This window comes from Streptomyces sp. NPDC002588 (assembly GCF_040295925.1).
In the GTDB taxonomy this organism is placed as follows: Bacteria; Actinomycetota; Actinomycetes; order Streptomycetales; family Streptomycetaceae; genus Streptomyces.
In genome coordinates this window covers 21,263-33,347 of the sequence record NZ_JBEOWF010000064.1, presented here as the reverse complement: position 1 = coordinate 33,347, position 12,085 = coordinate 21,263, and the positions used below count along the sequence as shown (strand labels likewise).

The following is a 12,085-nucleotide window of genomic DNA, read 5'->3' as shown; positions in this document are numbered from 1 at the left end:
CTCAGGCCACCCGTGCCAGGTCCGCGTGACGCACCTCGTGTGCCAGCGGCAGGCCGTTCGCGACGCGTTCGAGTTCCTCGACGACGATGCGGCCGAGGCGCTCCAGTTCGTTCCCCAGGGAGCCGGCGATGTGCGGGGTGAGAAAGACGTTGGGGAGGCGGTACAGCGGGGAGTCGGCGGGCAGGGGCTCGGGTTCGGTGACGTCGAGGATGGCGTGCAGCCGGCCGGAGACGAGTTCGTCGGTGAGCGCGGCGTGGTCGACGAGGTTGCCGCGAGAGGTGTTGATCAGCACGCCTCCGTCGCGGATGAGGGCGAGGCGATCGCGGTCGAGCATGTGACGCGTGGCGGGGATGTCGGGCGCGTGCAGGCTGACGATGTCGCTGCGTTGCAGCAGGTCCTCCAGGGAGAGCAGCCGCGCACCCAGTCCGGCGGCCTCGGCATGGTCCACGTAGGGGTCGTGGAGGAGGACCTCGAAGTCGTACGGCCGCAGCAGTCGCAGCAGGCTCCGGCCCACCCGGGAGGCACCGATGACGCCGATCCGGCGGCCGACGTTGCCGGTGGCGGCGGTCTCGTCGAAGGTGGGGTGGGTGTGCGTACGGCGGTAGCGCTCGCGGTGCGCGAAGGCGTCCTTCCCGGCCAGCAGGATCATCGCGAGGGTGTACTCCGCGACGGGTACGGCATTGCCGGTGACCGCGCTGGAAACAGCCACCCCACGCGTCCACAGGGCCTCACCCACCAGCGAACGCACCGATCCCGCGGCATGCAGGACCGTGCGCAGCCGGGGCGCCGCGGTGAGCGTCCCCGCGTCGAGGTGCGGGCAGCCCCAGCCGGTGATCAGCACGTCGGTGCCGGCCAGCGCCGAGGCGACGGCGGGGTCGGCGAAGTCCCGCACCACGAGCGCGGGGTCGATCTCGGCCGTCCGCTGCAGGCGAGCCAGCAGCGGCGCGGGGAAGAGCAGCGGGAGATGCACCGGATCCATGGCGAACACGACCCTGGGCAGCTGAGCGCTGGGCATGACTCTCCTGAGGTGCGTGGGAAACGTTTTCTGAAAGCGTCTTCTACGGTAGGTCTGCTGTGGAGGCGGGGTCAATCGATCGGTCGGAAGCATCGCCCGACCGCAAATCTTTCAGCCGTTTCCGCGGTAAAGGTCCACTTCGGAGGATTGTCGGGTGCGGAGGGCCGGCCGGGCCGCGGCCGTTTGGCGGACGATCGTCGGCGGACGACCGTGTGCGATGGCTGTTTCCTCTATCCGGGTGGGGAGGGCGGGCGGCAGAGGAAGCGGGCGGGGTCGGGGGAGAGAGGGGCGGTCGGGTGGCGATGACGGGGGCGGCCATCGGTCGGCGGTGGCAGGCGACAGCGTGGGCGGCCTGAATAAAGCCAGGTCAGGGGATTGCACCCGGGGGAAGGGGCTCGGCTCGCGGGCAGGTCGGGCGCACGGTCGGAAGGGGCGCGGAGTTTTCGAAATTCTGCGAGGCCTCTTGACGTGTCCGCGAGAGCGGAACAAGCTCTGGCCAGCCAGGCATGGCAACCGGTTGCTATGCGTGGGCCTCTCTTCTCTCTCCCCACTTCGCTCCCCCCAACCTCCAGACGGCCGCCTCCGTGATGTACGTCGTACCGACCCTGCTGATCTTCCTCGTCGCCCAACGCGGCTTCGTCGCCGGGATGTCGACGTCCGGACAGAAGTAGACATACCGCCCGCGCCGCAGACCTCCCGCGCCGCGGACATCCCCCGTACCTCAGGCGCTCCCTCACCTCCCGCACCCCGCCCCTGTCCCGCCGCAAGGAGTCACGCATGAACACGCCCCTGTCCCGCCGCAGCGCACTCCAGGCCGCCGGTGCCACCGTCGTCGCCGCAGGTCTCTCCGGCGGCCCGACGGCCGCGGCGGCCCACGCGGACGAGCGCAAGTCCGCCCAGAAACTGGTGACTTACCCCCGCCCGGCCGTCATGCCGACCAACACCAGCTTCAAGGTCCGGGTCCGCACCGCTCCGGACGGCGAGTGGCAGACCCTCGACATCTACCGGCCCCAGCTGGAGGAGATCAACGCCGCCACCGGCTCCGGCAAGGTCTACAACTCGTCGATGGTGTACTTCGACTTCTGCGGTGCGGTGGAACTCGAGATCACGTATCTCAAGGGCGGCACCACGAAGGCGGGAGTGCGACCCGACGCGCTGGGCATCACGCCCGAACTCCTGGGTGACACCCTGCGGTTCACGCTCGACGAGCCAAGAGACCTCGTCGTCCAGATCAACGACGAGATCTTCGACTGCCTGCACGTCATCACCAACCGCGTCGACCCCCACCCGCCCTCCGCCGACGACCCCGACGTCCTCTGGTTCGGCCCCGGCGTCCACACCGTCACCGGCAACGTCCTCACCGTCCCCACCGGCAAGACCGTGTACCTCGCGGGCGGCGCGGTCCTCCAGGCGCAGGTCTACTTCAAGGACGTGGAGAAGGCCGCCCTCACCGGGCACGGCATGCTCAACGCAGGCCCCGGCGGGATCCTCTGCGAAGGCAGCACCGACATCCGGGTCCAGGACGTCATCATCATGAACCCGAACGGGTACGCGGGCACGTTCGCCGAGAGCGCCAACATCCATGTCAAAAAGGCCCGTTCGTTCAGCTCGAAGGGCAACGGAGACGGCTTCGACGTCTTCTCCGCCACCGGGATCGTCTTCGACGGCTGCTTCATGCGCAACTCCGACGACTGCTTCGCCATCTACGCCCACCGCTGGGACTACTACGGCGACACCCGCGACATCACCATCCAGAACTGCACCCTCTGGGCCGACGTCGCCCACCCGATCAACGTCGGCACGCACGGCAACACCGACGCCCCGGAGACGATCGAGAACCTGCTCATCAAGAACATCGACGTCCTCGACCACCGCGAACCCCAGATGGGCTATCAAGGCTGCATCGCCCTCAACCCCGGCGACTCCAACCTGATCAAGAACGTCCGCATCGAGGACGTACGGATCGAGGACTTCCGCTGGGGCCAGGTCATCCACATGCGGATCATGTACAACACGAAGTACAACACCTCGGTCGGCCGCGGCATCGAGGACGTGTACGTCAAGAACCTCACCTACACGGGCACGCACGCCAACCCGTCGCTCTTCCTCGGCTACGACGCCGACCACGCCATCAAGAACGTCACCTTCGAAAACCTCGTGATCAACGGCCTGGTCGTCGCCGACTCGATGAAGAAGCCGACCTGGTACTACACCACCGACGCCGTCCAGTGGTTCTACAACGAGCACGTGACCAACCTGAAGTTCCTCACCACCGCCGAGGCCGCGGCGGCCGCCCTGTGAGCCCTGTCAGCCCTGTCAGCCGCCGCGGCCTGCTGAGATCCTCCACGGCACTGCTGCTCGCCGCGGGCACGAACTCCCTGCTCCTGCCCCCTGCCGGGGCCACTGCCCAGGGGGCGGACGCCGATGGGGCGGACCTCGACGGGCCCCCGTTCACGTTCACCCACCCCGGTCTGCTGCACAGCGCGGCCGACCTCGCCCGGATGAAGGCGGCGGTGGACGGTGGACAGTCGCCCGTCTACGACGGCTTTCTCGCGCTGACCGCACACAGTCGATCGCAGACCGCATACACCATCCAGAACACCGGTCAGATCACCTCCTGGGGCCGCGGCCCGTCCAACTTCATGAACCAGGCCGTCGCCGACTCGGCAGCCGCCTACCAGAACGCCCTCATCTGGTCCGTCACCGGAGACCGCGCCCACGCCGACAAAGCCCGGGACATCCTTGACGCCTGGTCCGCCTCCCTGACGATCATCACCGGCGCCGACGGGCCGCTCGGCGCCGGCCTGCAGGCCTTCAAGTTCGCCAACGCGGCCGAACTGCTCCGCCACACCGGCTACGACGGCTGGACCGAATCAGCCGTCGCCCGCTGCGAGGAGTCCTTCCTGAACGTCTGGTATCCGGCGGTCTCCGGATACATGCTCTACGCCAACGGAAACTGGGATCTGACGGCCCTTCAGTCCATCCTCGCCATCGGGGTGTTCTGCGAGGAGCGCACACTCGTCGAGGACGCCCTGCGCTATGCCGCGGCGGGCGCCGGCAACGGCAGCGTCGCCCACCGCGTCGTCACCGCGGACGGCCAGGGCCAGGAGTCCGGCCGCGATCAGGGCCACGAACAGCTGGCCGTCGGCCTCATGGGAGACGCCGCCCAGGTCGCCTGGAACCAGGGCGTCGACCTGTGGGCCCACGAAGGAGACCGGATCCTCGCCGGCGCCGAGTACGCCGCCCGCTACAACCTCGGCGGCGACGTCCCCTTCATCCCCGACCTCGACCGCACCGGCAAGTACATCAAACAGGCGGTCTCGGCGACCGCACGCGGCACCCTGCCCCCCGTTTACGAGATGTACCACGCCCACTACGCGGGCGTCCGCGGTCTCGACACCCCGTACACCGAAGCGGCCGTCTTCCGCGGCACCGGTGGCACCCGCGTCGTCGAGGGCGGCAACGACGACCTGCCCGGCTGGGGCACCTTCGCCTATGCCGGTACGACCGCCCCCGCCCCGGCCGTTCCGGCGCCTCCCGCCGGCGTCACCGCGGTGGGGGAGCGGAAGGCGGTCACCGTCTCCTGGCTGCCGTCCGCCTTCGCCACCGGGTACACGGTCCTGCGCGCCCAGGACCTCCAGGGGCCCTACGAGGAAATCGCCACCGGCGTCACCGAGCCCGAGCTCACCGACACCGCCGTACACACCGGACGCACGTACCACTACACGGTCACCGCATCCAACTCCCTGGGCAGGAGCGGTTGTTCGGCCGTAGCCTCGGCTACAGCCGGGCTGCCGTCCCCCTGGACGACGCTCGACGTGGGCGACGTCCACACCCCCGGGTCGGCCGCCTTCGACGGCGAACGCTTCGTGCTGGAGGCGTCCGGCACCGCCGACACCTGCCGCGTCGCCCACCTCCCCCTGCACGGCGACGGTACGGTCACCGCACGGATCGTGTGGCCGCTCAGCTCCCAGTACTCCAAGATCGGCGTCACCCTGCGGGCCTCCCCGGACGACATCGGCGCACCCCACGCCTCGATGCTCGTCCAGGGACTGCCCCTGCACACCTGGAGCGGCGTGTGGACCGTACGCCAGAGGCCGGGAGCGCCCGTGACCGCCACCGGCAGCACCCTCGTGCCCCCGACCCAGCAGGAGGCGATCACCGCCAAGGCCGCCTTTCCGATCTCCGACCTCGGCACGCTCCCCGAGTCGGCGACCCCGATCGAGGCCCCGTACGTCGAGGGCGCGGGCGACGGCTACCGGCTGCGGACCCCGTACTGGGTGCGCGTGACCCGGAAGGGCCGACGCTGCACCGGCTCGATCTCGGCAGACGGTATGCGGTGGACCGTGGTCGGTACGACGGAGGTCGACGGTATGCCGCACATCGCATACGCCGGCCTCGCCCTCACCTCCTCCCTCGGCATCGCCGAGGACTACGCGGAAACCGGTACCGGCGCCTTCGACAACGTGAGCGTGACCGGACCCGCCGGGGATGTCTGGCGCACTCCCCGCCCCGCCCGCACCGCCACCGGCCTGCGAGCCGCCCCCGCCGCCGACGGCGTCCGGCTGACCTGGAGCGACCCCGACCTCGCGGCCCGCTACACCGTCCTGCGCGCGACCCGCCCCCAAGGCCCCTACCGTGCCCTCGCCACCGCGGTCGGACCGGTCGGCTTCGGCACCCGCATCCGGTACACCGACGCGAGCGGTACGCCCGGGACGACGTACCACTACACGGTCGCCAAGACCAACTGCGGTGGGACGGGCCCTCGTTCACTGAGCACCCATGCCACCGCGCCCACCGTCACCGCACCGGCCGACGGGCCGACACCTGCCCCGGACACGAATCCGCTGCCCGCACCGTGGACGTCCGGCGATCTAGGGGATGTGGTGGCCGACCGTCGGGATTACGGCACCCTCGGCGTCGTCGCCGTGCTCGCACCAGGCAGCACGGTCCACGAGGACGGAACGTTCCTCGTCCGCGGCGCCGGCTCCGATCTCAACACCAACTCCCAAGGAATGACCGGCCAGTTCGTCCGGCAGGCTGTCACCGGTGACGGTGAGATCACCGCACGGCTGCTCTCCCGCGAGGGCACGAGCGCCGACCGGGTCGGGCTGTTGATGACCAAGTCGCTGTCGCCGTTCGACCAGGCGGCCGGAGTGATCGTCACCGGCGGCACCACTGCGCAGCTCATGCTGCGTCCCACGGTGGCCGGCGCCTCGGCCTTCACCGGGACCACCTCCGTCCGACTCCCCGTCCTCCTAAGGCTGAAGCGCACCGCAGGCGCCTTCACCGCCCACGTCTCCACCGACGACGGCGTCACCTGGACCACCCTCGCCGAGGGCACGATCCCCGGATTCGGTGACGCCCCCTACCACGTGGGCCTGGTGGTCTGCTCCCGCAGCCAACCGGCCCTCGGCACAGCACGGTTCGGCGAGGTGATCGTCACCTCGGCATAGACGACCGGGGATCCCCCACAGGTCCCCCACGATGGGAGCCGCACCCATGAGCCGCACATCCCCCCACCAACCGCACCACGACCCGGCGGGCGCGAGCCGCCCCTCCCCGCCGAACACGAGCCGCCGCGGTCTGCTGAAGACCGCCGGCGGACTCACCGCGGCCCTCGCCCTGGGCGTGGGCGCCACCACGGCCGATGCCGCGCCCGCGGCCTTCACCCACCCCGGCATGCTCCACAACGCGGGCGACATCAACCGGGCCAAGGTCAGGGTCGCGGCCGGCACCGACCCCTGGCTGTCCGGCTGGAACGCGCTGACCGCCAACTCCCACTCCCGGTCCACCTGGACGCCCCGGGCGACGGCGACGATCGTCCGCGGCGGCACCGGCGAGAACTACGGCCTTCTCTACAACGACATCGCCGCCGCCTACCAGAACGCGCTTCGCTGGCGCGTCGGCGGCACCGAGGCCAACGCCCGGTGCGCCGCCGCCATCCTCAATGCCTGGGCCACCACCCTGACTTCGGTCACCGGCAACGCCGACCGCTTCCTCGCCGCCGGCATCTACGGCTGGCAGTTCGCCAACGCGGCCGAACTCATGCGGGACTACGACGACTTCGACCTCGCCGCGTTCCAGGACATGATGGAGAGCGTCTTCTACCCGCTCAACAACAGCTTCCTCACCAACCACAACGACGCCTGCATCACGAACTACTGGGCCAACTGGGACTTGTGCAACATGGCCTCCGTCCTCGCCATCGGCATCCTCAACGAGGACAACGCGAAGTACGACCAGGCCGTCACCTACTTCACGTCGGGCGCGGGGAACGGTTCCCTCGCCCACGCCGTCCCCTACCTCTACACCGACGCGGACGGCTACGACCTCGGCCAGTGGCAGGAGTCCGGCCGCGACCAGGGGCACACCGTCATGGGCATGGGCCAGCTGGGCGCGATCTGCGAGATGGCCTGGAACCAGGGCGACGACCTGTACTCCCACGACAGCCGCCGCTTCATGAAGGCCGCCCAGTACGTCGCCAAGTACAACCTCGGCAGCGACGTACCCTTCACGACCTACACCTGGGGCACCGGGCAGAACTGCGCCCAGCAGTCCCAGACCGCCATCTCGTCCTCCTCCCGGGGCCAGGTCCGTCCGGTCTGGGCGATGCTCCACTACCACTACAACCGGCGCATGTACCTCGACGACAAGTACATCTCCCGGATGTGCTTCTCCGTCGCACCCGAGGGCGGCGGCGGGGACTACGGGTCCACCAGCGGCGGCTACGACCAGCTCGGTTTCGGCACCCTCATGTACGCCAAATAGCCCTCGTACAGGCTCGTGCACCGGAATACCGGGCACCGATGTGGTGCTCTGGTGTTATCGGTGCACGAGCGCGGCGAAGGGCTGGTGGGCAGATGACCGCAGACCAGACGAACTCCGTGGCCGAGGACCAGCAGGACCCCGACCCGGTCGTGGGAACCCCCTACGGGGCCGTCCGCGGACGGTACGAGCACGGCGTCGCCGTCTTCCGGGGGATCCCCTACGCGGCACCCCCCTTCGGAGCCCGCAGATTCAGACCGCCCGAGCCGCCCGAACCCTGGGACGGCGTCCGCGACGCCGTCGCCTTCGGGCCGACGCCTCCGAAACCCCCGTACTCGGAGGCCTTCGCCCAGTACCTGTCCGATCCGGTCGTGCCCGGCGACGACTGTCTCAACCTCAACGTCTGGACCCCCGCCCCCGGCCCCGAAGCCCGCCTCCCCGTCCTGGTCTGGCTGCACGGCGGCGCGCTGACCAGGGGATCCTCGGCCGTGCCGGTGTACGACGGACGTCACTTCGCCCGCGACGGAATCGTCTTCGTCTCGATCAACTACCGGCTGGGGGTGGAGGGCTACGGACTGTTCCCGGACGCCCCCGCCAACCCCGGCCTGCGCGACCAGCTCGCCGCGCTGGAATGGGTCCACCGCTCGATCAGGGCCTTCGGCGGGGACCCCGACAGGGTCACCCTGGCCGGACAGTCCGCCGGAGCCATCAGCACCGGCGCCCTGATCGCCGCCCCGCAGGCGCAGGGCCTGTTCCGGCGGGCCGTGCTGCAGAGCGGACCGCCGGAGGCCTTCGAACGCGACAAGGTGCGCCGCATGGTGCGCCGGATGGCGGCCCGGCTGAAGATCCCCGCCACCGCCGAGGCCTTCGCCGCCGTCGACCGGGACCTGCTGCTGCGTACCCAGGCCGACGTCGGCCGCCTCAGCAGCCCCGTCCTCGGCGGGCCCGCCTTCGGCATCGTCGTCGACGGCGATCTCGTCCCGCGCGACCCGCTCGAGGCCCTCGTCGACGGCGGCGCCGCCACCGGCACCGACCTGCTGCTGGGCTGGACCCGCGACGAGTACCGGCTCTGGCTCGTCCCCGGCGGCCTGCTGGAACGCGTCGACCGGCTCGGCGCCGTCGCCCTGGCCGGCGCCATGGCCCGCTGCCACTGCGGCCACGAGGTGCCGCGCGGCTACCGCGTCCTGCACCCCGGGGCCAACGCCGCCGAGATCGTCGGCCAGATGGTCACCGACCACCTGCTGCGGATGCCCCTGCACCGGCTGGCCGACGCCCGCCCCGGCACGTCGTACGTCTATGAGTTCGCCTGGCCCTCGGGCCGCCCCGGTCTCGGCGCCTGCCACGCCCTCGAACTCGGCTTCGTCTTCGACACCGGCCGCACCCCCGAGTCCGCGAAACTCGCCGGAGAGGACGCGCCGCAGGAACTGGCCGACGCGATGCACGAGGCGTGGGTGCGGTTCGCGGCGACGGGCGACCCCGGATGGGAGGCGTGGGACGCGCGTCATCCTGTGCGGATCTTCGGGGAGGGGGAAGGGGCGGCCGAGGACGGCGGCGTACCGTATGCGGGCGACAAGGAGCTGTATGCAGGCGACGGTGACCTGCCTGCGGTCGGCGGCGGTCTGCATACGGCGGTCAGCCCGCCGCATACGACATCCGGGAGACCGTATACCGCATACGGACCCCGCGACCAGGAACTCGCCCTCTGGGCCACCGACGCCAGAGCCGAGGCCCAGGCAGACACCTCCCCGGACGGCCCCGGACGCGCCGACCCGGTCCCGTCGCCCGACCAGCCGGCCGGCGGCCGGCCGGCTCGCGGCGCGGACCTCAGGTCGGCCGTCCGCCGCCTGCGCCGGGCCGGGGGTGTGCGCCGGAGCTGAGCCCCGTTCCCCGGCGCACCGCCCGCGCCTCCTGCCTCACCGCACGGCCAGGGACCCGCGCCCCACCCCCGCCACCGACCCCCGCACCACCACATGCGTCCCCAGCAACAGGTGCTCGCCCGGTGTGTCCGGGATGCGGGCCAGTACGGTGCGGACGGCGAGGCGGCCCAGTTCCTCGTAGGGGACGTGGACCGTCGTCAGGGCGGGGTGGAGGTCGCGGGCGAACGGGATGTCGTCGTAGCCGGCGAGCGACACGTCGCCCGGGACGTCGAGGCCGGCCTCGTGCAGGGCGGTCAGGGCGCCCGCCGCGACCATGTCGGTGGCCGCGACGACCGCGGTGAAGTCCAGGCCCCGTTCCAGGGCCCGGCGCAGCAGCCGGTGTCCGGTGTCGCGGGTGAAGTCGCCGTGCAGGACCAGTTCGGGGTCCACCGCGATGCCGCGCGCCCGGTGGGCCTCGGTGTAGCCGCGTTCGCGGCCCAGGGCCGTGGTGTGGTCCGGTTTGCCGCCGAGGAACAGGACCCGCCGGTGCCCCTGTGCGAGCACGTGCGCCACCAGGGCGAAGGCGCCGCCCTGGTTGTCGTACTCGACGACGGTCACCGGCGCCCCGGGCCCGAGCGGCGGGCGTCCGCACAGCACCAGCCGGGATCCCGCCGACGCCAGCGAGTCCGCGATACGGCGGGTGTGCGCCCGGTACTCCGGGGTGTCGGCGGCGCCGCCGACCAGGATCACGGCGGCGGCCCGCTGGGCCCGCATCGTCTCGACGAAGTCCAGCTCGTGCCGCATGTCGCCCTCCGTGCTGCACACGAGGCACAGATGGCCCAGCCGGTGCGCCTCGCGTTCGACGCCGTGCGCCATGAGCGCGAACGACGGACCGGTGATGTCCTCCAGTACGAAGGCCAACGTGGGCGTTCCGGCGCCCGCGACCGCCTTGGCGCGCGCGTCGGCGACGTAGTCGAGTTCGTTCACCGCCCGCAGGACCCGCGTGCGGGTCTCGGCGCTCACCGGGTACACCCCGCCGAGCACCCGTGACACGGTCGACGCGGACACCCCCGCGCGGGCCGCCACGTCCCGGATGGTGCTGCCCGCCGCGTCCGGGCTCTTCCTGGTCATCCCCACCCCTCCCCTCGGAAACACCGGTAGCAACCGGTTTCCCCGAGCGGAGGCTAGCAGTGGTAGCAGGTCGTGCGGGAGAGATCTACGACGCGCCCAGTGTCCGGGCGATCGACGTCACGGCCTCCGGGCCCACCCGGCAGCAGCCGCCGATCAGCCGGGCTCCAGCGGCCTGCCAGCCCAGGACCCGGGCAGGGGCGAAGGTGGAGCGGCCTTTCCACGCCCGGGCCTCGGCGTCCCACGTCTCGCCGCTGTTGGGATAGACGACGACCGGCTTGCCCGTCACCCGGGCCGCCGTCGCCACGGCCGCGTCGACGTCCTCGGGCGCGCAGCAGTTCACGCCCACGGCGATCACTTCGTCCGCGTCGGCGGCGAGAGCGAATGCCTCGTCCAGCGGCTGGCCGGCACGCGTCCGTCCACCGTCGACCGTATACGAGAGCCAGGCCGGAACTCCGAGTCCTCGTACCGCCCGCAGCAGCGCCTCGGCCTCTTGGGCGTCGGGAACCGTCTCCAGCGCCAGGACATCGGGCCCGGCGGCGGCCAGCACCTCCAGCCGGGGCCGGTGGAAACGTTCCAGCTCGTCGACGCTCAGTCCGTAGCGGCCCCGGTACTCCGAACCGTCCGCCAGCATCGCCCCGTACGGCCCCACCGACGCGGCCACCCACATCGGCTGCGCGGCCCCCTTGCCCCGGGCCTGACGGGCGGCCTCCCGGGCCAGTTCCACGCTGAGCGCCAGCAGTCGGGCGGCTTCCTCCTCGGCGATGCCACGCCTCGCGAAACCGGCGAAGGTCGCCTGGTAGCTGGAGGTGATCGCCACGTTCGCGCCTGCCTCGAAGTATGCGAGGTGTGCCTCGGTGATCGCCTCGGGCCGCTCGGCCAGCAGTCGCGCCGACCACAGTTCGTCGCTCAGATCGTGGCCGGCGGACCCGAGCTGGTTGGACATGCCGCCGTCGAGGACGACGGTGCCGGCGGCGAGGGCTTCGGCGAGCGATGCGCCACCGCCGTGCGGGGGAGGAGAGTCGCTGGTCATGCCACGACGCTAGTCGAAGGCGGCGACGGACCGCCGTCCACGTCCACCCCGTGAACAGATCGCCCACCATGCGGGAGACCGTCTCGATAACCTTGGCGGATGCCGCAGCCTCGGGAGACACTGCCCGCCACCGACCTCGTGCGCGCCGAGTCCGGGGAGATCCTCGGCCGGCACGACGGACCCGTCTCCCTCACACCACTCACGCACAACCCGGCCAACGGTGTCACCCGCGGCGTCTGGACCGTCTCCGCCGGCGACCGGTCGGCCGTCCTCAAGGTGCTCACC

At 71.2% G+C, this 12,085-nt stretch carries 7 protein-coding genes and 1 pseudogene; 5 read left to right on the top strand and 3 right to left on the bottom strand.

Annotated features, from left to right (window positions below; genetic code table 11):
- Position 1: 1 nt before the first annotated feature.
- Complete coding sequence (locus ABT057_RS44875) at positions 2-1,015, bottom strand: hydroxyacid dehydrogenase (RefSeq protein WP_352350372.1); 1,014 nt, start codon at positions 1,013-1,015, stop codon at positions 2-4.
- 563 nt (positions 1,016-1,578) lie between these two features.
- On the opposite strand from ABT057_RS44875, the pseudogene ABT057_RS44870 reads away from it, so the two are divergent.
- From ABT057_RS44870 to ABT057_RS44850, 5 genes and pseudogenes are all read left to right on the top strand, one after another.
- A pseudogene (locus tag ABT057_RS44870) lies at positions 1,579-1,686 on the top strand (carbohydrate ABC transporter permease); the annotation flags it as partial.
- A gap of 106 nt (positions 1,687-1,792) precedes the next feature.
- Positions 1,793-3,316, top strand: coding sequence for a glycosyl hydrolase family 28 protein (locus ABT057_RS44865; RefSeq protein ID WP_352350370.1), 1,524 nt, complete (start codon positions 1,793-1,795; stop codon positions 3,314-3,316).
- Positions 3,313-6,471 carry an alginate lyase family protein gene (locus tag ABT057_RS44860; protein ID WP_352350368.1) on the top strand — a complete coding sequence of 1,053 codons (3,159 nt, stop codon included), beginning with the start codon at positions 3,313-3,315 and terminating at the stop codon, positions 6,469-6,471. Before ABT057_RS44865 ends, ABT057_RS44860 begins: the two co-directional genes overlap by 4 nt.
- A gap of 46 nt (positions 6,472-6,517) precedes the next feature.
- Positions 6,518-7,786, top strand: a complete 1,269-nt coding sequence (locus ABT057_RS44855) for an alginate lyase family protein (protein WP_352350366.1) — start codon at positions 6,518-6,520, stop codon at positions 7,784-7,786.
- Positions 7,787-7,878: 92 nt separating this feature from the next.
- Positions 7,879-9,660: a carboxylesterase/lipase family protein gene (locus tag ABT057_RS44850; protein WP_352350364.1), complete on the top strand. Its 1,782-nt coding sequence runs from the start codon at positions 7,879-7,881 to the stop codon at positions 9,658-9,660.
- 36 nt (positions 9,661-9,696) lie between these two features.
- Here ABT057_RS44850 and ABT057_RS44845 read toward each other — a convergent pair whose 3' ends face one another.
- Complete coding sequence (locus ABT057_RS44845; protein ID WP_352350362.1) at positions 9,697-10,770, bottom strand: LacI family DNA-binding transcriptional regulator; 1,074 nt, start codon at positions 10,768-10,770, stop codon at positions 9,697-9,699.
- 85 nt (positions 10,771-10,855) lie between these two features.
- A complete protein-coding gene (gene mmuM, locus ABT057_RS44840; RefSeq protein ID WP_352350360.1) occupies positions 10,856-11,800 on the bottom strand; it encodes a homocysteine S-methyltransferase in 945 nt (314 codons plus the stop codon).
- Positions 11,801-12,085: the final 285 nt, after the last annotated feature.

Coding starts and splice junctions, on each gene's coding strand:
- ABT057_RS44850 (WP_352350364.1), top strand. CDS start 7,879: ATGACCGCAGACCAGACGAACTCCGTGGCCGAGGACCAGCAGGACCCC.
- ABT057_RS44855 (WP_352350366.1), top strand. CDS start 6,518: ATGAGCCGCACATCCCCCCACCAACCGCACCACGACCCGGCGGGCGCG.
- ABT057_RS44845 (WP_352350362.1), bottom strand. CDS start 10,770: ATGACCAGGAAGAGCCCGGACGCGGCGGGCAGCACCATCCGGGACGTG.
- ABT057_RS44875 (WP_352350372.1), bottom strand. CDS start 1,015: ATGCCCAGCGCTCAGCTGCCCAGGGTCGTGTTCGCCATGGATCCGGTG.
- ABT057_RS44865 (WP_352350370.1), top strand. CDS start 1,793: ATGAACACGCCCCTGTCCCGCCGCAGCGCACTCCAGGCCGCCGGTGCC.
- mmuM (WP_352350360.1), bottom strand. CDS start 11,800: ATGACCAGCGACTCTCCTCCCCCGCACGGCGGTGGCGCATCGCTCGCC.